This window comes from uncultured Enterococcus sp., assembly GCF_913775425.1.
Classification (GTDB): Bacteria; Bacillota; Bacilli; order Lactobacillales; family Enterococcaceae; genus Enterococcus_G.
This window is the reverse complement of record NZ_CAJYIS010000002.1, coordinates 1-26,093: the sequence shown is the minus strand read 5'-3', so window position 1 is coordinate 26,093 and position 26,093 is coordinate 1. Positions and strand designations below refer to the sequence as shown.

Here is a 26,093-nt window from a genome sequence, read left to right as displayed (position 1 = left end):
AATGTATAGAGAAAAAATTGACTTTTTTTTGCCTCTTCGCTATACTTCAAACGTACACTAAAGGACAACAGTCTTGGCATTTACGTTTACCAGAGAGTTTTCACATCGCTGCAAGGAAAACATTCGTATTCTCGTACTGGCTCCCTTTAGACAATCGGTTGAAAAATCGACGTGACTTCGCGTTAAGAAGATCGAAGAGGTAATGATCAACATCATTGCAAACAAGGTGGTACCGCGTGTAGACGTCCTTGTCTGCAAGGGTGTTTTTTTATTTGAAAAAGAAAGTAGGAATTGTAGATGAAACAACTCTCTAGTGCTGAAGTTCGTCAATTATTTTTAGACTTCTTCCAATCAAAAGGTCACACAGTGGAACCAAGTGCCTCACTTGTTCCGGTAAACGATCCAACTTTATTATGGATCAACTCTGGTGTAGCCACGTTAAAAAAATATTTTGATGGCTCTGTTGTACCAGATAATCCTCGTATTACCAATGCACAAAAATCAATTCGTACCAATGATATCGAAAATGTTGGACGTACAGCACGTCACCATACGATGTTTGAAATGCTTGGAAACTTCTCGATTGGCGATTATTTTAAAACAGAAGCGATCCACTGGGCATGGGAATTTCTAACAGATCCTAAATGGTTAGGGTTTGATCCAGAAAAATTATACGTTACCGTATATCCAAAAGACACTGAAGCAAAACGTATTTGGTCTGAAGAGGTTGGCTTAACAGATGCCCATATTATTGAAATTGAAGATAACTTTTGGGATATCGGTGCTGGACCAAGTGGGCCAGATAGCGAAATTTTTTATGATCGTGGCGAAGCGTATAACGATTTAGCAGAAGATGATCCTGAAAACTATCCTGGTGGCGAAAACGAACGCTATTTAGAAATTTGGAATTTAGTCTTCTCAGAATTTAACCATAAACCAGACGACACGTATGAACCATTACCACATAAAAACATTGATACGGGGATGGGTCTAGAACGTGTTGTATCAATCATTCAAGATGCACCAACCAACTTTGAAACAGATTTATTTATGCCGATCATCCATGCGGTAGAAGACTTAGGTAGTACTGTAAAATATGGCGATAGCCCTGTAACGAATGTGTCGTTTAAAGTCATTGCCGATCATATCCGTGCGTTATCGTTTGCAATCGGAGATGGTGCGTTACCTTCAAATGAAGGACGCGGTTATGTATTGCGCCGCTTGTTACGTCGTGCGGTGATGCATGGGAAAAAATTAGGGATCGAACAAGCTTTCTTATATAAATTAGTACCAGTTGTAGGTTCAATCATGGAAAGTTATTATCCTGAAGTATTGGCACAAAAAGAGTTTATTGAAAAAGTCGTTAAAAATGAAGAAGAACGCTTCCATGAAACGATCAATGAAGGTTTAGACATTCTAAATCAAGTAATCGACCAAGTAAAAGCACAAAATGGCACAACACTTGATGGAAAAGATATCTTTAAATTATACGACACATACGGTTTCCCAGTTGAATTAACAGAAGAAGTAGCACAAGAAGCTGGTCTTGAAGTGGATCACGCTGGTTTTGAAGTTGAAATGCAAGCACAACGCGATCGTGCCCGTGCTGGTCGTAGTAAAGAAACCTCAATGGGTGTTCAATCAAACTTATTGACGGACTTAAAAGTTGAGAGTACGTATGTTGGGTACGATGTATTAGAAGCCAAAGGAAAATTAGTGGCACTGATTCAAGAAGAAGCACTAGTGGATACAGTAAACGAAGGTACAGCACAATTGATTTTCGATACGACACCATTTTATGCTGAAATGGGTGGTCAAATTGCCGACAAAGGAACCATCTACAATGAACAAGGTGATATTGTCGCTTATGTGTTGGATGTGAAAAAAGCTCCAAACGGCCAATTCTTACACAAGGTAGAAGTGGTAATGCCTTTAGCCATCGAAGAAAGTTACCTGCTAGAAGTCGATCATGCACGTCATCGTAAGATCACAAAAAACCATACAGCAACCCATTTATTGCATAAAGCCTTAAAAGAAACGTTAGGGGAACATGCCAACCAAGCTGGTTCATTAGTGACACCAGAACATTTACGTTTTGACTTCACACACTTTGGTCAAGTGACACCAGAAGAACTAGTCGCAATGGAGCGCATGGTCAATGAAAAAATCTGGGAAGCACTACCCGTTACAACAGTTGAAACGGATATCGAAACGGCTAAATCAATGGGCGCAATGGCCTTGTTTGGTGAAAAATATGGTCAAAATGTTCGCGTGGTTAACGTAGCGGATTGGTCGATCGAATTATGTGGTGGGAACCACGTTGAGAATACCGAATCGATTGGACTATTTAAAATCGTTTCTGAATCGGGAATTGGTGCTGGCGTTCGTCGAATCGAAGCCGTAACGAGCACCGAAGCTTACGAACAATTCCGTGAAGAAGAAGAACGAGTAAAAGCAGTAGCCGCTCGTTTGAAAACGCCACAGGTTAAAGAAGTCGTAAGCAAAGTGGAACAATTACAAGCGCAATTACGCGAAGTACAAAAAGAAAATGAACAATTAGCAAGTAAATTGGCAAGTCAACAAGCTGGCGATATCTTTAATGAAACTACAGATGTGAAGGGTACATCTGTGATCACAGCAGAAGTTTCAGTAAAAGATATGAATCAATTACGTCAATTAGCCGATCAATGGAAACAAAAATCAGCTTCTGATATCTTAGTCTTAGCCAACGCTACAGACGGTAAGGTCAACTTATTGGTTGCTATGAATAAAGCAGCCAACGACAAAGGCTTAAAAGCTGGCGATTTAATTAAAGCAATCGCACCATTAGTTGGTGGCGGCGGTGGTGGTCGTCCAGATATGGCTCAAGCTGGTGGGAAAAACCCTGCCGGAATCAAAGAGGCTCTAGCGCAAGCAATCGTCTTTATTGAGCAAGCTTAATGGATTTTGTTCTATATCTCTCGTTATCACGAGGATATAGAACTTTTTTATGTTATAATCTGAACAACTTCTATTTTAACCATAGTTAGGGAAAATAGGTTGATTTTGTAGGTATTGGGAGGGAAAATATGAGTATAAAAATGGATATGAGTTTAGTCTATAGTGTAATTATTGCCCTAATTATTTTAAATACGATCGGGGCCTTTATCACGGTTTTTCGAAGACCTCGTTCGATTGCCAGTGTGTTTGCATGGATGATGGCCTTAGTTTTTTTACCTGTGATTGGGTTTATTTTGTATTCATTTTGCGGTCGTGGTATTGATGGTGAAGCCATTTATTTAATGAAAGACAAACATAAAAAACGGATCTATGAGATCGAAGAAGAAATTACGGCACATAATCAACAATTTCCGGTCAAAATCAAAGATGCAGAAGCGCGTCTATTACGGAATTACTTTTATAACGTAGAAGAGTCACCGTTATCGATGGGAAATGATGTGACGTTTTTTACAGACGGGAAAGAAAAGTTCGAGCACTTGTTTGCCGACATACGTGCAGCAAAAGATTCCGTTCATGTTGAATATTACGCATTCTTTAATGACAAAATTGGGAATCGCTTTCTAGAGGTTCTCGTTGAAAAAGCTAAAGAAGGTGTGGAAGTCCGCTTGATATTTGACCCATGGGGCGGGAAAACTTCGATCAAATTTTTCAATCCATTAGTCGAAGCTGGCGGTGAAGTATTGGCGTTTATTACTTCACGAAACTTAATTCGCAAAACGCGACTAAATTACCATTTACATCGCAAAATCGTCGTCATCGATGGCAAGATCGGTTGGACCGGTGGTTTTAATGTCGGTGATCAATATTTAGGCGAAAGTAAAAAATTTGGCTATTGGCGGGATACACATGCGCGTATTCTAGGAACAGGTTCATTTGGTTTACAAGAAGTCTTTTTAAAAGATTGGAATGCTTCAGTGAAACACGAGACCCAAGAAATGGAATACGAAGCACGTTATTTTACATTGCCAAAACCAAAAGAACTAGGCGATGTCACTTTACAAATCGTCAGTGATGGTCCCAATCGCGATGAGCAAGTGTTAAAAGGGGGCTTCATCAAGATGCTACTCGGTGCTGAGAAACGGGTATGGATCCAATCTCCTTATTTGATACCAGATGACCCTATGATCACGGCATTAGTTTTAGCTGTGAAATCAGGAATCGATGTTCGCGTAATGATTCCTTGTATGCCTGATCATCCATTTATCTATCGTGCGACACAGTACTATGCAAATTATTTGCAAAAACGTGGAGTTAAAATCTATATTTACAATAATGGATTTATTCATGCTAAAACAATGATCATGGATGATACGATTTCTAGTTTTGGAACAACCAATCAAGATATTCGTAGCTATGAATTAAATTTTGAGGTAAGTGCATTTGCGTATAACCGTAAAGTTAATGCTGAATTGGCACGTATTTTTGAAGAGGATATGAAACAATCTACGTTACTGACAACAGACATGATCAAAAAACAGTCACGTTGGTTACGTTTCAAGCAAAACTTTTCACGTCTCCTTTCTCCGATTCTATAAAACAGTTAATTTGTCAGGCATTCTAAACGATGAATAAACGGTGTTCTAAATGCAATTCTTTTGAAAAATAAACCGAATCATTACTGAAATAGGTAAACCTATTATTGGAATGATTCGGTTTATTTCTTGTAGTTATCTACTTTTGTCACAGCCCCTTTTTTTATGCTGTTTTAGAACCTTCTGTAATCCTTGGCGAGCCATATGATCTGCACCCTTATTTTTAGCCTCAGGGATCCATTCAATAAAAATCAAGGAAAACATTTGTAATTTTTCGTTAATTTCTTGGAGATATTTTTGATATTCTGGATGGCGAGCGTAGTTTTTTGTCACTGTTTGCGCTAAAATCTTACTATCGGTATAGATCATCACTGTGCGTGAATGAAGTTCATGATCGATTACATACTCTAATGTACTTAGCAAAGCCGCAAATTCTGCTTCATGGTTGGTCAATTCACCGGTTAAGGCAAACGCTTGTTGAATATGGACTCCATCGCCTGACAAAACGAACCCACCTCCGCTTGGGCCAGGATTGCCTTTGGTTGAAGCATCAACATGAATCGTAATCATTGTGTTCCTCCTCGTCGTTTCTTACAATGATTATAGCTAAAAAAAGTGAAAGAGTGAAAGGAATGTATCCATGAAAACCAAATTTCGTTGGCAACCTGAAATTTCTTTTTCATTGATCTACTGGTCAATGACAGCCTTTGTTTTTTTTGCAAGTTGGATTATGGCATTAGAAAATACTCGACCATATCCTACGAGTATCGCCGTAACAATGGTGTCCATCTTCTTTTTTTATTTAGGATATCGTCGCACGTTGACGATTACAAATAACAAAATTACGATTTGTTATGCACGCTTTTGGAAACAGACTACTTTTATGTTAGGAGATATCGAGTCGATCCAAACGAATGGCAGTCATGTCATCATTCAGACAACAACTGCTACTTGGGAAGGGACTTTGTGCAAAAAAGCGCGTCTTCAACTATTAGAATTATTGGCAAAAAAAGAGTGTTGAGACACTCTTTTTTTTGTTTTCGTTAAAATCTGCTTTCTTTTTCAATAAAATTACGATAATCTACTAATGAAAGTACAAAAACGAGATATAATGTTCGTAATTTAGGGGGATTTAGATGAAATCAGATATTGAAATTGCACAAGAAGCTACGCTAATGCCGATTTTAGACATTGCGCAAAAAGTTGGTTTTACCGATGATGAGTTAGAATTGTATGGAAAATATAAAGCCAAGATCTCCTATGAAGCAATCAAAAAAAGAGAACACAAACAAACAGGAAAACTTATCTTAGTCACTTCAATTAATCCTACGCCAGCTGGAGAAGGAAAGTCTACGGTCAGCATTGGCCTTGCAGATGCAATGAACCGGATTGGTTACCAAACAGCACTTGCATTACGTGAACCTTCTTTAGGTCCTGTAATGGGCGTTAAAGGTGGGGCGACAGGTGGCGGACGTGCTCAAGTCGTACCGATGGAAGATATCAATTTACATTTCACAGGTGATATGCATGCGATCACGACAGCAAATAATGCTTTATCTGCTTTATTAGACAACCATATCCAACAAGGCAATGCATTAAACATCGATACTCGTCGGATTACATGGAAACGTGTTGTCGATTTAAATGATCGTGCGTTACGTCATGTAGTAGTTGGTCTGGGAGGTCCAATGCAAGGTGTTCCTAGAGAAGATGGTTTCGATATTACAGTTGCTAGTGAGATCATGGCAATTTTATGTCTGGCAGACTCATTGCCAAACTTAAAAAAACGTTTAGCAAATATCGTGATCGGATATACACATGATAAAGAACCCGTTACCGTAAGGCAATTGCAAGTTCAAGGAGCTTTAGCTTTATTGTTAAAAGATGCCTTAAAACCGAATTTGGTTCAAACGATTGAAGGAACACCCGCCTTTGTTCATGGCGGCCCTTTTGCCAATATCGCACATGGCTGTAATAGCATCATGGCAACAAAGCTCGCGTTGACCAGTAGCGACTACACGGTGACTGAAGCTGGATTCGGTGCTGATTTGGGTGCTGAAAAATTTTTAGATATCAAGGTACCAAATTTAGCAAAAGCCCCAGATACAATCGTGATCGTTGCAACGATTCGCGCTTTAAAAATGCATGGCGGTGTAGAAAAAGGCGCACTCACTACTGAAAATATTCCTGCTTTAAAACAAGGATTTGCCAATCTAAAACGCCATATTCACAATATGAAACGTTATAATGTGCCAGTGGTCGTTGCTATTAACGAATTTAGTTTGGATACCACGGCAGAATTTGATTGTTTAACTGATCTATGTGAAAAAGAACAAGTCCCTGTAACGCAATGTGCAGTATGGGAAAAAGGTGGAGCCGGTGGCGAGGCTTTAGCACAAACTGTTGTACGCTTAACAAATGAGCAACATACTTTTACACCGCTTTATCAGTCTAGTGATTCACTTGAGCAAAAAGCACAAACGATCGTTCAGAAAATTTACGGAGCACAAACTGTACAATTTAGTGCCAAAGCCCAAAAACAATTACAAGATTTTACGCTATTTGGCTGGGATCATTTGCCTGTATGTATGGCAAAAACGCAATATTCATTTTCAGATGATCCAACGAAACTGGGTGCACCAACAGATTTTACCGTAACCATTCGCGAATTTATTCCAAAATTAGGTGCCGGATTTATCGTGGCATTGACCGGTGATGTGATGACGATGCCAGGATTACCGAAAAAACCTGCTGCATTAAACATGGATGTGACTTCAGATGGACAAGCGCTAGGCCTATTTTAAGTCGTATAACCACTTCAGTAACCGAAGTGGTTTTTTTAGTTACAAAATAAAATTATGGTAAACTAGATATGAGAATGTTATTTGAATGGTGGTTTGTGGTTTTCATTCTACATAAACTAAGCTATACTTATTGAGCAGATAACCAAAAAGGAGGCGGTTCTCTATGGCCGAAGCCGCACAAATATTTTTAAGCAGCTTTAATCGAATCGAAAAATGGCTTCAACAAAAAAATCCGACTGATCAAAATCTAGGATTCAGTCAATTAGTGCGTGTATTAGCAGATAATCCTAAATTGCCGGTCAAACCATATGAGGCAGATCTTTTGCAGATTTCTCAGTTGCGTAATGCGATCGTTCATGATCAAATCGGTGACAATTTTATTATTGCTGAACCGAATGAATGGGTCGTCAAGCGAATCTTATTTATTGAAAAAGAGCTAGCAGAGCCAGAAACTGTATTGCCACGTTTTAAAAAGAACGTCACAGGTTTTGAGATTGATCTTTCGATGAAAGAGTTCTTAAAAATCGTTGCCGAAAAACGTTACTCGCAATTTCCGCTATATGACAAAGGCAAATTTAAAGGTTTAGTGACATTACGTGTGCTTGGGTATTGGTTTGCTACACATTTTGAAGATGTGACACCAGATCTTGAAGGGATTAGTGTAGAAGACTTAGTCGAAGTCGAGGAAAAGAAAAGTAACTATCAATTTGTATCCGGAGATACAAGTATTGATTTTGTCCAACAATTATTTAAAGAAAAGCGAACATTAGAAGCGATTTTAATTACAAATCACGGCGAACCTGACGGTAATTTAGAGGGAATCATTAAGCCGCGTGATGTAGTTGATATCTAATTAGAAAGAGGATACTAGATGATAATATATCTTGTTTTAGCCATTGTGATTATTGGCATTGATCAACTTGTAAAGTACCAAACCGTAGCACATTTAGCACTAGGTGAATCCGTTACAGCGATTCCTCATGTATTATCTTTTACTTATTTACGCAATACGGGTGCTGCTTGGAGCTTATTTGAAGGACAACAAACTTTTTTCACGATAATTACCATCGCTGCAGTCGTTATTGTCAGTTATTTATTGTACCGTAATCGCCACGGTCATTGGTTATTTTTATTAGGACTAGCGATGATCTTAGCTGGAGCAATCGGTAATTTTATCGACCGGATTCGCCTCGGTTTTGTAGTAGATATGTTTCAGTTGGATTTTATTCATTTTCCAATTTTTAACGTTGCCGATATGTCTTTATCTATTGGCGTACTATTGATTTTTATATACACGATCTTTGAAGATCGATTGAAAGGAACACAATATGCAAAATGAAATTGAAGTAATCGTTACGGACCAATCTGGTCGAATCGATAAAGTATTAGCTGCAACATTGCACAACCATAGTCGTTCACAAATCACACAGTGGTTAAAAGATGGATATGTAAAAGTCAACAACGACACCACACGCGCCAACTATAAAGTAAAGTCAGGTGATCGCATTTTGATAACGATCCCTGAACCTAAAGAATTAGAACTTGTAGCACAAGATATTCCACTTGAGATCATCTATGAAGATGAAGATGTGGCTGTGATTAATAAAGTACAAGGAATGGTCGTCCATCCTTCTGCAGGACACCCTGACCAAACACTAGTCAATGCGTTACTTTATCATTTAACATCACTTTCGACGATTAATGATGTCATCCGTCCTGGAATCGTCCACCGCATCGACAAAGATACTTCAGGTTTACTGATGGTCGCAAAAAACGATGACGCGCATGTATCTTTAGCCAAACAATTAAAAGATAAAACTTCTTTACGTAAATACATCGCATTGGTTCACGGCTCGATCAGTCATGATAAAGGACGAATCGATGCGCCGATCGGTCGCTCGAAAGTCGATCGTAAAATGCAAGCTGTGCGTGAAGATGGAAAGTCTGCCGTCACGCATTTTCAAGTCTTGGAACGGTTTAAAGATTTCACTTTAGTCGAATTACAGCTTGAAACAGGACGCACGCATCAGATTCGTGTTCATATGCAGTATATTGGCTATCCATTGGCAGGCGATCCTGTCTACGGACCAAAGAAAACATTAAAAACCAATGGCCAACTATTACATGCTAAATTATTAGGGTTCAAACATCCTAGCACAGAAGAATCCATGATTTTTGAGGCACCTTTACCGGAAGCATTTGAAGAAGTTTTAGAAAAACTTAGAAAAAACAGTTGATTTTTTATTTCACTAAGGGTATAGTAAGTACAAATCAAATAAGAAATTCCTTTAAAGATAGTCCCGTGAGGCTATAAAGGTGTGAGTTAGTGAAGTTGTACATGCGTGTATGAACTGATCTAATTATTTCGGTGTATTGCGATACATCAATCTTCTGTCTACATACTGACATTCACTCCTGCCTTCACGAGGTAGGAGTTTTTTTATGACCAAAAATGAGGAGGAACGGATATGAAAAAAGAAGTCATCGATGCAGTTACTATGAAACGAGCACTAACACGAATCACTTATGAGATTATTGAACGTAACAAAGGAATCGAAGATCTTGTATTAGTTGGAATCAAAACAAGAGGGATCTACATCGCCCAACGGATTGCTGAACGCTTAAAACAATTAGAAGATGTTGAAGTCCCAGTCGGAGAACTAGATATTACCGGTTATCGAGACGACAAAAAAATCGATGCAACAATCGAGTCTACATCTGCTATTCCTTTGTCATTAGAAGGTAAAGAAGTAATTTTACTAGATGACGTTTTATATACAGGACGGACCATTCGTGCAGCATTAGACGCGGTAATGGATTACGGCAGACCCCGACGAATCTCGCTAGCGGTGTTAGTCGATCGTGGCCATCGCGAGTTACCGATTCGCGCAGACTTTGTTGGAAAAAATATTCCAACTTCGAAAACAGAAGAAATTATTGTTGAAATGGAAGAAATTGATGGATACGATCGTATCTTGATTGATCAAACGGAGGAATAAGCAAAATGAACCAAGAGAAGTTTCGTAATCACGATGCCGTATTAGACATCCACGATCGACCAAAACCAGCTCACTGGATCGGGTTGAGTCTACAACATTTATTCACCATGTTCGGTGCTACCGTCTTAGTTCCAATCTTAGTCGGAATCAATCCCAGTATCGCGCTCGTTAGTTCCGGACTAGGGACGATCGTTTACTTGTGTGTGACAAAAGGTAAAATTCCCGCTTATCTAGGAAGTAGCTTCGCCTTTATCGCTGCCATGCAACTTTTGATGAAGACAGATGGATATCCGGCCATTGCACAAGGGGCAATGACAACAGGAGCGGTATATCTCATCGTATCATTTATCATTAAAAAAATCGGGGCAGGTTGGTTGGATAAGATTTTGCCAGCCATTGTCGTAGGACCGGTCATCATGGTAATCGGCTTAGGCCTAGCTGCAAATGCGGCGAATAATGCGATGTATAAAACAGTCGATGCTACTCAAGTCTACGATTTTAAATATGTTTTTGTAGCACTTGCGACATTGGCAATTACGATTTTCTTTAACATGTATCTAAAAGGCTTTATCGGTTTGATTCCGATCTTGCTTGGAATCGTCTGTGGTTACTTATTAGCATTAGCAGTGGGAATCGTAGATGTAGAGCCCATCAAACAAGCCGCATGGTTTGCCTTACCTGATTTTCAAGCGCCCTTTATCCAATATGAACCAAAATTATATCTAGGTGCGATTACGACCATGGCGCCCATCGCTTTTGTGACGATGACTGAGCATATCGGACATTTGATGGTTTTAAATAAACTGACAAAGCGCAACTTTTTTGAAGAACCAGGGTTACATAAGACCCTAATGGGAGATGGATTTGCTCAAATCGTAGCTGGATTTGTAGGAGGACCTCCTGTAACCAGTTATGGAGAAAATATCGGTGTCTTGGCCATTACACGTGTACACAGTGTGTTTGTTATCGGTGGTGCAGCTGTCTTTGCTGTATTGCTCGGATTTGTTGGAAAACTAACTGCATTGATCTTAAGTATCCCAAATCCTGTTATTTCTGGTATTAGCTTCGTCTTATTCGGAGTCATCGCAGCCAGCGGATTAAAAATCTTAATTGAGAACAAAGTCGATTTCGACAAAAAGAAAAATTTATTGATTGCTTCTGTCATTTTAGTCGTAGGTATCGGTGGATTGGTTTTTGAAGTTGGCACCTTTACATTATCGTCAATGGCCTTAGCTACTGTTTTAGGAATTCTTTTAAACTTGATTTTACCTGATCAAGCAAAAAGCGAAGTTTAGGAGGAAGACACGGTGAATACATTATCTGTACCCAATACAAAACATTTTATTTCATTAGATCCATTTTCAAAAGAGGAACTGCTGTATTTGATTCAAACAGGATTGGCCTTCAAAGAAGCTAAAGAATGGCCTCAAGCTTATCAGCAAGCCTTCGTTGCCAATCTCTTTTTTGAAAATAGTACACGAACACATAAAAGTTTTGAAATTGCTGAACGTAAAATGGGAATGAATGTGATTCCTTTTGAAGCAGCAACGAGCTCTGTTCAAAAAGGAGAAACTCTATACGATACTGTATTAACACTCTCTGCTATTGGGGCAGATATCTGTGTCATTCGCCATTATGAAGAAGCGTTCTATACACCAATCCTCAACAGCCCATCAATCCACGCGCACATCATCAACGCTGGAGATGGATCAGGGGAACATCCCAGTCAATCATTACTAGATTTAATGACGATCTATGAAGAATTCGGATACTTTGAATGCTTAAATATCGCGATCGTAGGCGATTTGAGACATTCTCGAGTGGCTAAATCCAACATGAAGATCTTACATCGACTGGGTGCGACCTTGTATTTTTCTGGACCTAGAGAATGGTTTGATGAAGACTTTAGTGCTTATGGACAATACGTGCAAATGGACGAACTCGTTACATTTGTTGATGTCATGATGATGCTTCGAGTGCAACATGAGCGTCATGAACAACAGGAACAATTTTCAAAAGAACATTATCATCAGCAATATGGCTTAACCTTAGCACGAGAACAACAAATGAAAGAGCAAGCAATTATTTTACATCCCGCTCCGGTCAATCGTGACGTTGAATTGGCAAGTGAATTAGTCGAAGCCAAACGTTCAAGAATCGTGACCCAAATGAGCAACGGTGTATTTGCTAGAATGGCGATTTTAGATACAGTTATGCAGTATAAGGAGGAAGTATAGATGGATCAACTGATTATTAATGGATTTATGATTGGACAAAGAGGGACAAAAAATGCGGTAGAAATTTGGATCAAAGATCAACAGATCCACGCTATTGGATCACAATTTGACCGTGCACAATTCGATCAAGTGATCGATGCCAAACAAGGCCTGATCGCTCCAGGATTTATCGATGTCCATGTCCATTTAAGAGAGCCTGGATACACCTATAAAGAAACCATTAAAACCGGAACAAAAGCTGCAGCTAGAGGAGGCTTTACGACGATTTGTGCCATGCCCAATGTCGATCCTGTCCCCGATAGTAAAGATAATTTTCGGAATATTCAAAAAATAATCGCGAAAGATGCTTGCGTTAAAGTCTTACCCTATGCCTCCATTACAAAGGCTTTACGCTCAGAAGAATTGGTCGACATGAAGACTTTAGCACAAGAAGGCGCATTTGCCTTCACCAATGACGGTGTGGGTGTCCAGACTGCTGGTACGATGTATCAAGCGATGAAAGAAGCCAAACAGGCTAATAAAGCGATCGTCGCACATACAGAAGATGAATCGTTATTATTTGGCGGTGTGATGCATGCAGGCAAACGCGCTGTCGAACTAGGACTCCCTGGAATCTTGAGTGTGACAGAATCGTCACAAATCGCACGTGATTTGCTACTTGCAGAAGCAACGGGTGTTCATTACCATGTTTGCCATGTCTCTACAAAAGAGAGCGTTCGGGTGATTCGTGAAGCCAAGCAAGCCGGAATCAATGTATCGTGTGAAGTTTGTCCACATCATTTATTGCTAATCGATGAAGACATTCTTGCTGATCATGGATACTACAAAATGAACCCGCCACTGCGTGCTAGCGAAGACCAACAAGCGTTGATCGACGGCTTATTGGACGGGACGATCGATTGTATCGCAACGGATCATGCTCCTCATGGTCACAATGAAAAATGTCAAAGTTTTTTAAAAGCACCATTTGGAATCGTTGGATCAGAATATGCGTTTAGCTTGATGTATACGTACTTTGTCAAGAAAGGAATCTTCACATTAGAACAAGTTTTAAATTGGATGAGTCGAAAACCAGCCGAGTTGTTTGATATTGCAGGTGGAACATTAGATATCGGAACAAAAGCAGATTTAGTCATTTTAGACTTAGAAACTGAAAGTAAAATCGATACAACAAACTTTTTATCACAAGCAACAAATACACCGTTTGATCAATGGATGGTATTTGGTGAAACCTTATACACATTCGTTGACGGCACGGTAGTTTATCAAAGAGGTGGAGACAAATGAAACGTTGGTTAATTTTAGAAGATGGAACACATTTTGAAGGAGAAGGTTTTGGTGCACCGATCAATGTTGTCGGCGAGATCGTCTTTACAACAAGTATGACAGGGTATCAAGAGACAATCACAGATCAAAGTTTCAACGGTCAGATCATTACATTTACTTATCCTACTGTAGGAAACTACGGGGTCAATCGTGATGATTATGAATCCATTATTCCAACGTGTAAAGGTGTCGTAGTGAAAGAACATGCGCGCGTTCCGAGTAACTGGCGTAGTCAAATGACTTTAGATGAATTTTTAAAACAAAAAAATATCCCCGGGATTTCAGGAATCGATACACGTGCCTTGACGAAAAAAATCCGTGAAGTCGGAACCATGAAAGCGAGTATCGTCGATGTAGGAGATGAATTTTCACATGCCTACGATCAATTAAAAGCAGCCGTTTTACCAACAAATCAAGTACAACAAGTCTCAACAGCTAAAGCCTATCCAAGTCCTGGAACAGGGCATAACGTCGTGATGATCGACTTTGGATTAAAACATAGTATTATGCGTGAATTTTCAAAGCGCTCGTGCAATGTTTCGGTTTTACCTTATAATTCGACAGCTGAAGAGATTCTCTCGCTAGCACCAGATGGCGTGATGTTAACCAATGGACCTGGAGATCCAAAAAGCTTACCAGAAGTTGTGAAGATGATTCAAAACATTCAAGGGAAAGTTCCTATTTTCGGAATTTGTTTAGGTCATCAATTATTTGCCTTAGCTAATGGAGCAGATACGTATAAAATGAAATTTGGTCATCGTGGATTAAATCATCCTGTTCGTGAAATTGCGACAGGACGCATCGATTTTACTTCTCAAAACCACGGATTTGCAGTTTCGGCTGAATCAATCGACCCAGAAAAATTACTGATCACGCATATCGAAGTCAACGATGGAACGATCGAAGGGGTACGCCATCGCGATTATCCAGCTTTCAGTGTGCAATTTCATCCAGATGCAGCACCTGGACCACACGATGCCGTACATTTATTCGACGAATTTATTGAAATGATGGATGCTTGGAAGGAGCAAAACTAATGCCAAAAAGAACAGATATTCAAAAGATTTTAGTGATTGGATCAGGTCCAATCATCATCGGTCAAGCAGCCGAATTCGATTACGCAGGAACACAAGCGTGTCTTGCATTAAAAGAAGAAGGATATGAAGTCATTTTAGTTAACTCAAATCCAGCTACGATCATGACGGATCGTGAAATTGCCGATCGCGTGTATATCGAGCCGATTACCTTTGAATTCGTTTCACGTATTTTACGTAAAGAGCGACCAGATGCGATCTTACCTACTTTAGGTGGTCAGACTGGATTAAATATGGCGATGGAGTTATCCAAATCAGGATTATTAGCTGAGTTAGATATCGAATTACTTGGGACAAAACTTTCAGCCATCGATCAAGCAGAAGATCGTGATCTATTTAAACAACTGATGCAAGAACTTGACCAACCAATTCCTGAGTCTGCTATTATCACAACGGTTCAAGAAGGAATCGATTTTGCAAAAACGATTGGCTATCCAGTTATCGTGCGACCAGCATTTACGCTAGGTGGAACTGGCGGTGGAATGTGTCAAAATGAAGAAGAACTACGTCATATCGCAGAAAATGGTTTAAAACTTTCGCCAGTAACGCAATGTTTGATCGAACGTAGCATCGCAGGCTTTAAAGAAATCGAATATGAAGTGATGCGAGATTCAGCGGATAACGCGATTGTGGTCTGTAATATGGAAAACTTTGATCCAGTTGGGATTCACACTGGAGATTCGATTGTTTTTGCACCAAGCCAAACCCTTTCAGACTATGAATACCAATTATTACGTGATGCATCCCTTACCATCATTCGCGCTTTGAAAATCGAAGGTGGCTGTAACGTGCAATTGGCCATCGATCCAGATAGCTTCCAATACTATATCATCGAAGTAAACCCACGCGTATCACGTTCATCAGCTTTAGCGAGTAAAGCAACAGGATACCCGATTGCGAAATTAGCTGCTAAAATCGCTGTTGGCTTAACGTTAGATGAAATGAAAAACCCGGTTACTGAAACGACCTACGCTGAATTTGAACCTGCTTTAGACTACGTTGTAGCGAAAATTCCACGTTGGCCGTTTGATAAGTTTGAAACAGGGGATCGTATTTTAGGAACACAGATGAAAGCGACCGGAGAAGTGATGGCAATCGGCCGTAACATTGAAGAAGCATTACTAAAAGGGGTGCGTTCTTTAGAAATCGGAATACCGCATATGGAAATTAAAGAGTTGAGTGAAGTGAGCGATGAAGACTTGACTGAAAAAATGATCAAAGCCCAAGATGATCGTTTGTTCTATCTAGCAGAAGCAATTCGCCGAGGCTATACGATCGAAGAGATTGCTGAGATGACAAAAATCAATTTATTCTTCTTAGATAAACTTCGTCATATCATTGAATTAGAGCATGCATTAGCGAGTCAACCATTTGACCAAACTGCACTAAAAACAGCAAAAACGTACGGGATCACTGATATTAAAATCGCTGAATTATGGGAAACGACTCCTCAAAAAGTCCGCGAATTTCGAATAAGCAAAAACATTATACCCGTCTACAAGATGGTCGATACTTGTGCTGGTGAGTTTGCTTCACAAACTCCTTATTTTTATAGTTCCTATGAATTTGAAAATGAGAGCATCCGCTCAGACAAGCCTTCAATTTTAGTATTAGGTTCTGGTCCAATCAGAATCGGGCAAGGGGTCGAATTTGATTACGCGACGGTGCATTCTGTAAAAGCGATCCAAGCAGCAGGTTATGAAGCCATCATTATGAATAGCAATCCAGAAACGGTCTCAACGGACTTTTCGATCTCAGATAAATTATACTTTGAACCCTTAACGATCGAGGATGTGCAAAATGTGATCGATTTAGAACAGCCAATCGGTGTGATTGTTCAATTCGGTGGTCAAACGGCAATCAACCTAGCTGAGCCACTACATCAAGCTGGTGTGAAAATTCTAGGGACAACGATCGAAGACTTAGATCGTGCAGAAAACCGTGATCTTTTTGAACAAGCCTTAAAAGAATTGAAAATTCCGCAACCTTTAGGAGACACAGCGACAAATACGCATGAAGCTCTAGAGATTGCCAAACATATTGGATTTCCAGTGCTTGTTCGTCCAAGTTATGTCCTTGGTGGTCGCGCAATGGAAATTGTGGATAATGAAGAGGATCTATTAAGTTATATGACGCACGCAGTCAAAGCTTCACCAGAGCATCCGGTATTGATCGATCGCTACTTGCTTGGAAAAGAATGTGAAGTCGATGCGATTTGTGACGGAAAAGATGTGTTGATTCCTGGGATTATGGAACATATCGAACGTGCTGGAGTCCATTCTGGAGACTCAATGGCAGTTTATCCTCCACAAAACTTAAGCCAAAAGACGATCGACACGATCGTGGATTACACAAAACGCTTGGCTTTAGGATTAAACTGTGTGGGAATGATGAACGTCCAATTTGTTCTCTTTGAAGATGAAGTCTACGTGATCGAAGTAAATCCAAGAGCCAGTCGAACTGCTCCGTTCTTAAGTAAAGTTACAGGGATTCCAATGGCGCAGATTGCAACGAAAGCAATTTTGGGACAAAGTCTAAAAGATTTAGGCTATCAAGATGGGTTGTATCGCGAATCTTCATTGGTCCATGTCAAAGCACCGGTATTCTCTTTTACAAAACTGAATAAAGTCGATACGTACTTAGGGCCTGAAATGAAATCTACTGGTGAAGTCATGGGATCAGACCAAACACTAGCAAAAGCTTTATATAAAGCTTTTGAAGCTTCTGGACTCCGTATCCCAGAATACGGAACAGCCTTCTTTACCATAGCGGATGAAACCAAAGAAGAAGCCCTAACCTTAGCCAAACGATTCACTGAAGTTGGGTTTAGTTTAACAGCTACAAAAGGAACAGCTGCTTATTTTAAAGAAAATGGCCTTTTAGTTGAATCTGTTGCGAAGTTAGATGAGGAAGAAAATAATATTATCGAACGTTTGCAAAATGGAACGATCCAAATCGCCATCAATACGATGGATAAAAATCGTAACCAACAAACGCAAGATACCTTTAGAATTCGTCGTGAAGCTGTCGAACATGGTGTGCCATTACTGACTTCATTAGATACAGCAGATGCGATCTTAAAAGTCATGGAAGCACGTGCGTTTGCCACAAATGCTATTTAAAAAGGAGATTGTTTGATGAAGCAAGAAATGATGACGATTGTGGATCAAATCCAATTAGCCCCAGATATTTATGAAATGACCTTGAAAGGAGCACTCGTGAATCAAATGAGTGTTCCTGGACAGTTCTTACATATCCGCATTCCTAGTGCGGATCTTTTAATGCGCCGACCAATCAGTATCCATGAAATCGATCAAACAACGAAAACGTGTAAAATGATTTATCGCGTGGAAGGGCAAGGAACGGCTCAATTAGCTAAATTGACCACGGGTACATTAGATGTATTAGGTCCTTTAGGAAATGGATTTTCGATCGATGACTTAAACGCTGGTCAGACTGCCTATATTATTGGTGGAGGAATTGGGATTCCACCCCTTTATGAGTTAAGCAAACAACTAGTAAAAAAAGGCATCACTGTCTACCATCTATTTGGTTTTGCCTCAAAAACTGTTTCTTACCATCTCGATAAGTTTGCGCAATTAGGAAAAACGCGCGTGGCTACAGATGATGGCTCTTTAGGAGAGGCAGGATTGATTTCTGTTTTATTCGATTCACTTCCTACATGCCCGGATGCAGTGTTTAGTTGTGGTAATAATGGTTTGTTAAAAGCTGTCGAACAACAATACGGTACACTTACCGATGTTCAATTGTCACTAGAAGCACGTATGGCGTGTGGTGTGGGCGCGTGTTACGCATGTATTTGTCCAAAGCAAGACAATCCACAAAAAAGTGTCAAGGTATGCGATGAAGGACCGATATTTAAAGCTGGGGTGGTACAATTATGAGCGAACGTTTAGCGGTTTCATTACCAGGATTAGCATTGAAAAATCCGATCATGCCAGCAAGTGGTTGTTTTGGATTTGGAAAAGAATACAATAACTATTATGATATCAGCCAACTTGGAGCCGTAATGGTGAAAGCAACGACACAAGAAGCCCGTTACGGCAATCAAACGCCGCGTGTGGCAGAAACTCCAAGTGGGATGTTAAATGCAATTGGACTGCAAAACCCAGGCTTGCAAGTCGTCACAAAAGAAATTTTGCCCGATTTAGAAACACTTCATCCGACATTGCCAATCATCGCCAATGTCGCTGGATCTAGTCAGGAAGAATACGTGACGGTCTGCGAAAACATTTCACAAGTACGTAATGTAAAAGCTATTGAACTAAACATCTCGTGTCCAAATGTCAAACATGGAGGGATCGCCTTTGGAACAGATGCTACAGTAGCTGCTCAATTGATCGAAGCAGTAAAAAAAGTCTCTAAGGTTCCAGTGTATGCCAAATTATCGCCAAACGTGACAGACATCGTGCCAATCGCTAAAGCCATTGAAGCTGCGGGTGCAGATGGATTTACAATGATCAATACGTTGTTAGGAATGCGGATCGATTTGAAAACCAGACGCCCGATCTTAGCAAATCAAACTGGAGGATTATCTGGTCCAGCAATCAAACCTGTTGCAATTCGACTGATTCATCAAGTAGCAAAAGCGACGACATTACCCATCATTGGGATGGGTGGCGTATACACTGTAGACGATGTTTTAGAAATGTTTATGGCCGGAGCTAGTGCAGTAGCAGTCGGCACTGCAAATTTTACTGATCCGTATATCTGCCCTAAGTTGATCGCAGAATTGCCTAAACGAATGGATGAACTCAATATCTCTTCGTTAAACGAACTAATCTTAGAAGTGAGAGGAACACATTGATGGAAAAACGACCCATTATTGCCTTAGATTTTGCAAACAAGCAAGAAGTTCAAGCATTTTTAGCTCATTTTCCTAAAGAAGAATCTTTATTTTTAAAAGTAGGGATGGAATTATTTTATGCAGAAGGACCACAGATTATTCACTACTTACGTGAACAAGGGTATACGCTCTTTTTAGATGTCAAAGTCCACGATATTCCAAATACAGCATATCATGCTATGAAGCGTTTAGGAGCGCTGGGTGTACAGATGACAAACGTCCATGCACTAGGTGGTGTTGAGATGATGCGAGCGGCTAAAGAAGGCTTGATCGAAGGGGCAGAACAAGCAAATCAAACACGTCCACAATTAATTGCTGTAACGCAACTAACATCAACTTCTCAAGCGATGGTCAGTTATGAACAACAAATTGCAAACTCAGTACATGAGAGCGCATATCATTTAGCAAAGATGACGCAACTTGCTGGATTAGACGGTGTCGTCTGTTCGGCACAAGAAGCCAAAGAGATCCATCGCTTGACTGGACCAGATTTTCAATGCGTCACTCCAGGTATCCGGTTACCAGAAGATGCTGTAGGCGACCAAACACGTGTGATGACCCCATTTTCAGCTTACGAGCATGGTGCAAATTGCATTGTAGTAGGACGTCCGATCACGCAAAAAAACGATCCTTATCTTGCTTATCAACTGATTAAAAAACAATGGAATGGAGCAATCGTATGAAACAAACAATCGAACAAGAAGTTGCAACTGGTTTATTAGCTATTCAAGCCGTTTCGTTAAGTCCAAATGAGCCGTTTACTTGGGCAAGTGGTATTAAAAGCCCGATTTATTGTGACAATCGCTTGACGATGAGTTACCCTGAATTGCGTACGACCATCGCAAAAGGACTGGCAAAAAAAATCAAAACGCAATTTCCAGATGTTGAAATGATTGCCGGTACGGCAACTGCTGGAATCCCTCATGCAGCTTTTATCGCACAAGAATTGAATTTACCGATGAGCTATATTCGTAGTAAGCCTAAAGACCATGGGAAAACAAAACAAGTCGAAGGAAAGTTGGAACCGGGAACAAAAATGGTCATCATCGAAGATTTGATCTCAACTGGTGGTAGTGTTCTAGAAGCCAGAGCAGCTGCCACACGTGAAGGTGCAGATGTATTAGGAATCGCTGCTATTTTTACGTATGAACTAGAACTAGCAAAAGAAAAATTCGCAGCAGAAAATTGTCCCTTGCTTACACTGACCGATTATTCTACTTTGATTAACGTTGCAAAAGAACAAGGACAAATCACACAGTCTGATTACGAATTACTTGAATTTTTTAAACAAAATCCGAAAAACTGGCAACAAGAAAACGTCTAAACCGCGTTTTCTTGTTTTTTTGTTCATTGATTAACAAGCATGAAATTAAAATTATGACAATAGTTATTGTAAACTAATAGTAAGAGTGTAGAGACTCTTATAGATGTTTAGGTTGAAAGAGAGTGAAAAAATTATGACAAATGTAACAACTTGGGATTACGAAATCAAAGGACCCGACACGTGGGCCACATTGTGTGATGAATTTACGCAAGCAGCAGCATTTTCTTACCAATCACCAATCGCGTTATCACATGCGTATGACATGACTAAAAATCATCAGGCAGAAAATATTGAATTCCACTATCAAAACGCTACATTCCACAAAGAAGAGATCAATCATACAATCCATTATGTTCCAAATACTGACGTGAACTATGTCGAGTTTCATAATACGCGATACACCTTAACAGATATTCACTTTCATCGTCCAAGTGAGCATACAATTAATGGCAAACAAGAAGCGATTGAATTTCATTTTGTACACACAAATGCCAAAAACGAGAATCTAGTTGTCGGTGTATTGTGTGATTTCACTAAAGATCCAAATGTTGTCTTTATTCCAAATGAAGAGACATTGGTTTTTGATCCGAAAGTGTTTTTACCGAAAAAGACTTCTAAATTCCATTTTGAAGGTTCATTAACAACACCCCCGACTAAGGGACCTATTCAATGGTTTGTGTTTGATACTGTGCAAACATTATCAGAAGACTTTTTAAAAACTTTACCCGAACATCATTTTACAATTAACAATCGTCCTACACAGGCGATCAATGGTCGTGAGATCTATTACTTTGATTAAAAAAAGACGCCTTTGAAGGCGTCTTTTTTTAAGATATCGGTTTTTGAGCTAGTTTTGCTACAACGGCTTCTTCTGGAGTAACAAAATATGTCGTTTGATTTTCGTAAATCACAAACCCAGGTTTGGCACCATTTGTTTTTTTGATATGCTTTACTTGAACACAATCGATCGGAACTTGTGCAGAATGACGATATTTTGAGAAATAACCTGCAAGTTCAGCAGCTTCTAAAATCGTTTCTTCACTTGGATCATCTGAGCGAATGATGACGTGTGATCCAGGAATATTTTTTGCATGTAGCCAATAATCGGTTTTTTTGGCTGTACGTAAAGTGAGTTGGTCATTTTGTAAATTATTTTTTCCCACTAATAATTCTGTACCGTCACTAGCATAATAACGACTAGGTTGTGATTTTTTCTCTTGTCGTTTGACTTGTTTTGTTGGACGTTTGATATAGCCTTCAGCAATCAATTCTTCTTTGATCAATGGCAGTTCAAATGGTTGTGCTAACTCTAATTGTGACAACACTGACTCCAAGTAAGCAATCTCTTGTTTGGTCTCAGCGATTTGAGCATCGATCAATTTAACGGCATTACGCAATTTTTGATACTTTTGAAAATATTTTTGCGCATTTTGAATCGGAGTCAAAGAAGGGTCCAAAGCAATCGTCGTTGGTTGATCTTCAATATAATAATTTGGCAAGTCGATCGTATCGACTCCGCGTGTAACGTTATGTTGAAAAGTCGTCAACAATTCCCCTTTTTGGCGTAGCTCTTCAGATGAAGCAGAAGCGGCTAGTGTCTCTTCTCGTTTTTTCAGTTTCAACTGATTGCGTTTTAATTCGTTTTCGATTTTTTTAACTAGCTCACTACCTTGTTGTTTTACCCGATCTTTTTCGGCTTTTTCATGATAGAAGGCATCGAGTAATTCGTTGAGCGAAGTAAAAGCTGTCAGTGCATCCGCTTGATTTTCTACCGAAATAAAGCGAAATGGATGAAAGGCTTCTTTTTGGTTTTGTTCAACTAGATAACTCGTTTGAAACGTCGATATCTCGTGGTAAAATTCTTGCCAAACAGCTAAACGTTCTTGAGGGCGTTTATTTAAGCGATAGGCAAGCTCCTCAGCGGTATCGCGTCCAAACCCTTGAAAAAGTGCTTGAATCGATTTAGCAGTGAATTCAGGTTGTTTGGAAAGCAAATGAAACGCCTCTAGTTCACTGATTTGATAAGGATTTTCTTTTTCTTGTTTTGGTGGAGCGATATAGTCTGCACCAGGAATCAACCAGCGATAAGAATTTTGCGAACTCCCGATGTGCTTGATTGCATCTAATATTTTTCCAGTTTCTTGATTTAATAATAAAATCGTAGAATGACGTCCCATCAGTTCAACAACGAGTACGATCGATTGAAGATCACCGAGTTCGTCGCGTTTACTAAATGTAAAATGGACTACACGGTCGTTTTCTAATTGGCTGATTTCGGTTAAAATTGCACCCTCTAGATACTTGCGTAACATCATAATAAAGTTAGGTGGTGTATCCGGATTGGCATAAGTCATCGTTGTTAATTGGATCCGAGCATAACTTGGATGAGCAGAAAGCAAGAGCTTATGATTTTTTCCTTGCGAACGAATAACCAAGACCACCTCATTAGGATAAGGTTGGTGGAGTTTATTGATTCGACCATTTAATAAAATAGGTTTTAGTTCCTCGATCATTAAATGAGTAAAAATGCCGTCAAATGACATTTTACATCCCTCATTTCTTTTTTGTTCTGGTATTATTATAACGGATTTAAAAAAGAATACCAATTTTCTTACTTTCTCCACTTTCGCTAAATAAGATACAAGTTCTTGACGAATCCCTTTTGTTATTGCTACTATAACTAGGAAATGAGCAATAAAGTGGGTGAAAAGATGGACAGAGGCCCTGTCTGGCAAAAAAAATGGACAAATCAGTGGTCAAAATGGCTTGAAATACAACAGATTACACCAAAGAAACTCATTGGCTGTACGTTACTTGTTTTGATCGGTGCAGGTGCACTTACGTTTACGGTGTTGATCAGTCAACCGATCATTCGCGATCAACAAATTCGTACGTTAGTCGAACCAGAGAATACCTCTACCAAAGTGGAGATGATTCCATATGGTACATTAGCTCAATTTATACACGATAAACCGGCTGTTTCCATTCTTTTTGGTGCACCTACAGTCAAAACAACGCAAGAGGCTTTTTTATTGTTAACAAAAAAAGAACATGAAATGAACCGGAAAATCTACTGGTACCCGATCGTATATGATCAAGATCAAATCGCGAAAACTTATGCACTTTCTGCCCAAGAATTGACGTTCGTCTTCTTTCAAAATGGAGTCGAAAAAAAACGCGTCTTGTATACTTCTTTAGCTGATCCAGAAAACGAATTGATTCCAGAAGTCAATCGCTTGCCGATGTGGAACATTACCGATCAAAAAAAACATTGACGAAACAAAAAAAGTGCGCTATATTTTTAACAACTATTACAAGAAGGAGTGGAGACCATGAACGCATACAACCAACAACCTACATGGCAAAACTGGCGTAGATAAGTTGTATTGATGGACTTCATCCATAGATACGACTTTTTAGAGTATAGTCTAAAAGCTGTATCTATGTCGGAATCGTAAATATCTTCCGCGTAGATCGTTCTCTACGCGGTTTTTTTGTGCAACTGCGTCATTAGATGCAGTTGCTTTTTTATTACTAATGAGATCAAAGGAGAGGGAATACAATGAAAAACAAAGGATTGTGGGTATCATATTTTATTTTAGGCATGTGTTTGATCACCTTTTTTGGGTATGGAGTAGGCTCAGCCAATCAAACCAGTACCAAAACCAGTACCAAAACCAGTACTACTGTTAAAAAAGTCGGGGTCTTACAATATGTTAGCCATCCTGCTTTAGACAGCATTTATAAAGGCGTTATTCAAGGATTAAAAGACAATGGCTATGAAGAAGGAAAAAACTTAGAACTATTGTTCCAAAATGGCCAAGCAGATCAAAGTAAATTAGCCACGATGAGTCAGCAGTTGGTCAATAAACAAGCAGATGTTTTAGTAGGGATTGCAACACCAGCAGCACAAGCATTGGCCAATGCCACACAAGATATTCCAATCGTGTTAGGTGCAGTTACGGATCCAGTTGGTGCAAATTTGGTCAAGGATATGGACAAACCAGGTGGAAATATTACCGGTGTATCGGATAAAGCACCGATCAAAGCCCAAATCGAGTTGGCGAAAACGTTATTATCTGAAGCAAAAACAATGGGGATCTTGTATTCTTCAGCAGAAGACAATTCCAAATACCAAGTAGCCGAAGCGAAAAAGGCTGCAGAAGCATTAGGATTCACCGTAAAAACGTATGCTGTTCCATCAACTAATGAAATCAGTCAAACCGTTCAAGTCATGAGCCAAGAAACAGACTTTATTTATATCCCATTAGACAATACGATTGCCAATGCGATGCCAAGTGTTGTGGCCACAGCCGATCAATCCAATACACCGATTATTCCATCTGTCGATACGATGGTCGAACAAGGTGGTCTTGCCACAGTGGGGATCAATCAATTTGATCTAGGCGTACAAACAGGGAAAATGGTTACCGATATTTTAAATGGGGCTTCTCCTGCTACGACACCTGTGTACACCTTTACAAAAGGAGATACGATTTTAAATCTTGAACAAGCGAAAAAATTAGGCATTACCATTCCAGAAGCGATTGAAAAATCAGCAACGATTGTAGGAGGAGAGTAGATGAAGACCACACGAATGATCACAACGATTGCGGCTGTCGTTTTACTCGCAGCAGGCGGCATTGGAGGCTATCTAGTCGGAAAAGCACAAGCGACTGCGTCAACTACAGCGGACAAATCACAAGACAAACATTATGATATCGGTATTTTACAATATATTAGTCATCCCTCATTGGATCAAATCAAAGAAGGAATCGTTGATGAATTAGCCAAAGAAGGCTTTGTCGATGGAAAAAATGCGACGATCCACTTTTTAAATGGTCAAGGCGATCAAAGTAAATTGGCCACTATGAGTCAAACTCTAGTCGATGAAAACAGCGATGTCATTA

Annotated in this window: 23 protein-coding genes; 21 read left to right on the top strand and 2 right to left on the bottom strand. The window is 39.6% G+C overall.

The features are described from left to right. Positions 1 to 297: 297 nt before the first annotated feature. Complete coding sequence (alaS, locus tag QZ413_RS00155; RefSeq protein WP_297074415.1) at positions 298 to 2,940, top strand: alanine--tRNA ligase; 2,643 nt, start codon at positions 298 to 300, stop codon at positions 2,938 to 2,940. A gap of 128 nt (positions 2,941 to 3,068) precedes the next feature. Continuing rightward, positions 3,069 to 4,535 (top strand): cardiolipin synthase, encoded by a 1,467-nt coding sequence (gene cls, locus QZ413_RS00150; RefSeq protein ID WP_297074414.1) that lies wholly within the window; start codon positions 3,069 to 3,071, stop codon positions 4,533 to 4,535. A 132-nt stretch (positions 4,536 to 4,667) separates the two neighbouring features. On the opposite strand, the gene QZ413_RS00145 is transcribed toward cls, so the two are convergent. After that, entirely contained in the window at positions 4,668 to 5,102 is a 435-nt protein-coding gene (locus QZ413_RS00145) for a ribonuclease HI family protein (protein ID WP_297074412.1), read from the bottom strand. A gap of 70 nt (positions 5,103 to 5,172) precedes the next feature. On the opposite strand from QZ413_RS00145, the gene QZ413_RS00140 reads away from it, so the two are divergent. From QZ413_RS00140 to QZ413_RS00065, 16 genes are all read left to right on the top strand, one after another. Further along, positions 5,173 to 5,553, top strand: a complete 381-nt coding sequence (locus tag QZ413_RS00140) for an EbsA family protein (protein WP_297074411.1) — start codon at positions 5,173 to 5,175, stop codon at positions 5,551 to 5,553. Positions 5,554 to 5,668: 115 nt separating this feature from the next. Then, positions 5,669 to 7,336, top strand: a complete 1,668-nt coding sequence (locus tag QZ413_RS00135; RefSeq protein WP_297074410.1) for a formate--tetrahydrofolate ligase — start codon at positions 5,669 to 5,671, stop codon at positions 7,334 to 7,336. Positions 7,337 to 7,499: 163 nt separating this feature from the next. After that, complete coding sequence (locus QZ413_RS00130; protein ID WP_297074408.1) at positions 7,500 to 8,189, top strand: CBS domain-containing protein; 690 nt, start codon at positions 7,500 to 7,502, stop codon at positions 8,187 to 8,189. An 18-nt stretch (positions 8,190 to 8,207) separates the two neighbouring features. Further along, the gene (gene lspA, locus QZ413_RS00125; protein WP_297074407.1) at positions 8,208 to 8,675 is read left to right on the top strand and encodes a signal peptidase II; all 468 of its coding nucleotides are present in this window, start codon (positions 8,208 to 8,210) and stop codon (positions 8,673 to 8,675) included. Then, positions 8,665 to 9,573: an RluA family pseudouridine synthase gene (locus QZ413_RS00120; protein ID WP_297074405.1), complete on the top strand. Its 909-nt coding sequence runs from the start codon at positions 8,665 to 8,667 to the stop codon at positions 9,571 to 9,573. Before lspA ends, QZ413_RS00120 begins: the two co-directional genes overlap by 11 nt. Positions 9,574 to 9,804: 231 nt before the next feature. Then, positions 9,805 to 10,335 carry a bifunctional pyr operon transcriptional regulator/uracil phosphoribosyltransferase PyrR gene (pyrR, locus tag QZ413_RS00115; RefSeq protein ID WP_297074404.1) on the top strand — a complete coding sequence of 177 codons (531 nt, stop codon included), beginning with the start codon at positions 9,805 to 9,807 and terminating at the stop codon, positions 10,333 to 10,335. Positions 10,336 to 10,340: 5 nt separating this feature from the next. Next, on the top strand, positions 10,341 to 11,630 hold the full coding sequence (locus QZ413_RS00110; RefSeq protein WP_297074403.1) for a solute carrier family 23 protein: 1,290 nt from the start codon (positions 10,341 to 10,343) through the stop codon (positions 11,628 to 11,630). Positions 11,631 to 11,642: 12 nt separating this feature from the next. Then, positions 11,643 to 12,572: an aspartate carbamoyltransferase catalytic subunit gene (locus tag QZ413_RS00105; RefSeq protein ID WP_297074401.1), complete on the top strand. Its 930-nt coding sequence runs from the start codon at positions 11,643 to 11,645 to the stop codon at positions 12,570 to 12,572. Continuing rightward, positions 12,573 to 13,859, top strand: coding sequence for a dihydroorotase (locus tag QZ413_RS00100; protein WP_297074399.1), 1,287 nt, complete (start codon positions 12,573 to 12,575; stop codon positions 13,857 to 13,859). Then, entirely contained in the window at positions 13,856 to 14,935 is a 1,080-nt protein-coding gene (locus QZ413_RS00095) for a carbamoyl phosphate synthase small subunit (RefSeq protein WP_297074397.1), read from the top strand. Before QZ413_RS00100 ends, QZ413_RS00095 begins: the two co-directional genes overlap by 4 nt. Continuing rightward, complete coding sequence (gene carB, locus QZ413_RS00090; protein WP_297074395.1) at positions 14,935 to 18,114, top strand: carbamoyl-phosphate synthase large subunit; 3,180 nt, start codon at positions 14,935 to 14,937, stop codon at positions 18,112 to 18,114. The genes QZ413_RS00095 and carB overlap by 1 nt, the downstream gene beginning before the upstream one ends. Positions 18,115 to 18,129: 15 nt before the next feature. Then, positions 18,130 to 18,897 carry a dihydroorotate dehydrogenase electron transfer subunit gene (locus QZ413_RS00085; RefSeq protein WP_297074393.1) on the top strand — a complete coding sequence of 256 codons (768 nt, stop codon included), beginning with the start codon at positions 18,130 to 18,132 and terminating at the stop codon, positions 18,895 to 18,897. Further along, a complete protein-coding gene (locus QZ413_RS00080; protein ID WP_297074391.1) occupies positions 18,894 to 19,820 on the top strand; it encodes a dihydroorotate dehydrogenase in 927 nt (308 codons plus the stop codon). The genes QZ413_RS00085 and QZ413_RS00080 overlap by 4 nt, the downstream gene beginning before the upstream one ends. After that, positions 19,820 to 20,542 carry an orotidine-5'-phosphate decarboxylase gene (gene pyrF / locus QZ413_RS00075; protein WP_297074390.1) on the top strand — a complete coding sequence of 241 codons (723 nt, stop codon included), beginning with the start codon at positions 19,820 to 19,822 and terminating at the stop codon, positions 20,540 to 20,542. The genes QZ413_RS00080 and pyrF overlap by 1 nt, the downstream gene beginning before the upstream one ends. Further along, positions 20,539 to 21,183 (top strand): orotate phosphoribosyltransferase, encoded by a 645-nt coding sequence (pyrE, locus tag QZ413_RS00070; protein ID WP_297074389.1) that lies wholly within the window; start codon positions 20,539 to 20,541, stop codon positions 21,181 to 21,183. The genes pyrF and pyrE overlap by 4 nt, the downstream gene beginning before the upstream one ends. Before the next feature lie 133 nt (positions 21,184 to 21,316). Then, the gene (locus tag QZ413_RS00065) at positions 21,317 to 21,982 is read left to right on the top strand and encodes a carbonic anhydrase family protein (RefSeq protein WP_297074388.1); all 666 of its coding nucleotides are present in this window, start codon (positions 21,317 to 21,319) and stop codon (positions 21,980 to 21,982) included. 28 nt (positions 21,983 to 22,010) lie between these two features. Here QZ413_RS00065 and efbA read toward each other — a convergent pair whose 3' ends face one another. Further along, positions 22,011 to 23,726 (bottom strand): fibronectin-binding protein EfbA, encoded by a 1,716-nt coding sequence (gene efbA, locus QZ413_RS00060; protein WP_297074386.1) that lies wholly within the window; start codon positions 23,724 to 23,726, stop codon positions 22,011 to 22,013. Between the two features lie 168 nt (positions 23,727 to 23,894). Here efbA and QZ413_RS00055 point away from each other — a divergent pair, with 168 nt between their 5' ends. The 3 genes from QZ413_RS00055 to QZ413_RS00045 form a co-directional block, all read left to right on the top strand. After that, positions 23,895 to 24,458 carry a transposase gene (locus QZ413_RS00055; RefSeq protein ID WP_297074383.1) on the top strand — a complete coding sequence of 188 codons (564 nt, stop codon included), beginning with the start codon at positions 23,895 to 23,897 and terminating at the stop codon, positions 24,456 to 24,458. A 287-nt stretch (positions 24,459 to 24,745) separates the two neighbouring features. Continuing rightward, a complete protein-coding gene (trpX, locus tag QZ413_RS00050; RefSeq protein WP_297074381.1) occupies positions 24,746 to 25,765 on the top strand; it encodes a tryptophan ABC transporter substrate-binding protein in 1,020 nt (339 codons plus the stop codon). Further along, positions 25,766 to 26,093, top strand: a 328-nt coding sequence (locus QZ413_RS00045; protein ID WP_297074379.1) for an ABC transporter substrate binding protein, incomplete at its 3' end; no start/stop codon positions are given.

Coding starts and splice junctions, on each gene's coding strand:
- alaS (WP_297074415.1), top strand. CDS start 298: ATGAAACAACTCTCTAGTGCTGAAGTTCGTCAATTATTTTTAGACTTC.
- QZ413_RS00135 (WP_297074410.1), top strand. CDS start 5,669: ATGAAATCAGATATTGAAATTGCACAAGAAGCTACGCTAATGCCGATT.
- trpX (WP_297074381.1), top strand. CDS start 24,746: ATGAAAAACAAAGGATTGTGGGTATCATATTTTATTTTAGGCATGTGT.
- QZ413_RS00100 (WP_297074399.1), top strand. CDS start 12,573: ATGGATCAACTGATTATTAATGGATTTATGATTGGACAAAGAGGGACA.
- efbA (WP_297074386.1), bottom strand. CDS start 23,726: ATGTCATTTGACGGCATTTTTACTCATTTAATGATCGAGGAACTAAAA.
- pyrF (WP_297074390.1), top strand. CDS start 19,820: ATGGAAAAACGACCCATTATTGCCTTAGATTTTGCAAACAAGCAAGAA.
- QZ413_RS00110 (WP_297074403.1), top strand. CDS start 10,341: ATGAACCAAGAGAAGTTTCGTAATCACGATGCCGTATTAGACATCCAC.
- QZ413_RS00085 (WP_297074393.1), top strand. CDS start 18,130: ATGAAGCAAGAAATGATGACGATTGTGGATCAAATCCAATTAGCCCCA.
- pyrE (WP_297074389.1), top strand. CDS start 20,539: ATGAAACAAACAATCGAACAAGAAGTTGCAACTGGTTTATTAGCTATT.
- QZ413_RS00095 (WP_297074397.1), top strand. CDS start 13,856: ATGAAACGTTGGTTAATTTTAGAAGATGGAACACATTTTGAAGGAGAA.
- pyrR (WP_297074404.1), top strand. CDS start 9,805: ATGAAAAAAGAAGTCATCGATGCAGTTACTATGAAACGAGCACTAACA.
- QZ413_RS00130 (WP_297074408.1), top strand. CDS start 7,500: ATGGCCGAAGCCGCACAAATATTTTTAAGCAGCTTTAATCGAATCGAA.
- QZ413_RS00120 (WP_297074405.1), top strand. CDS start 8,665: ATGCAAAATGAAATTGAAGTAATCGTTACGGACCAATCTGGTCGAATC.
- QZ413_RS00065 (WP_297074388.1), top strand. CDS start 21,317: ATGACAAATGTAACAACTTGGGATTACGAAATCAAAGGACCCGACACG.
- lspA (WP_297074407.1), top strand. CDS start 8,208: ATGATAATATATCTTGTTTTAGCCATTGTGATTATTGGCATTGATCAA.
- QZ413_RS00140 (WP_297074411.1), top strand. CDS start 5,173: ATGAAAACCAAATTTCGTTGGCAACCTGAAATTTCTTTTTCATTGATC.
- cls (WP_297074414.1), top strand. CDS start 3,069: ATGAGTATAAAAATGGATATGAGTTTAGTCTATAGTGTAATTATTGCC.
- QZ413_RS00055 (WP_297074383.1), top strand. CDS start 23,895: ATGGACAGAGGCCCTGTCTGGCAAAAAAAATGGACAAATCAGTGGTCA.
- QZ413_RS00145 (WP_297074412.1), bottom strand. CDS start 5,102: ATGATTACGATTCATGTTGATGCTTCAACCAAAGGCAATCCTGGCCCA.
- carB (WP_297074395.1), top strand. CDS start 14,935: ATGCCAAAAAGAACAGATATTCAAAAGATTTTAGTGATTGGATCAGGT.
- QZ413_RS00080 (WP_297074391.1), top strand. CDS start 18,894: ATGAGCGAACGTTTAGCGGTTTCATTACCAGGATTAGCATTGAAAAAT.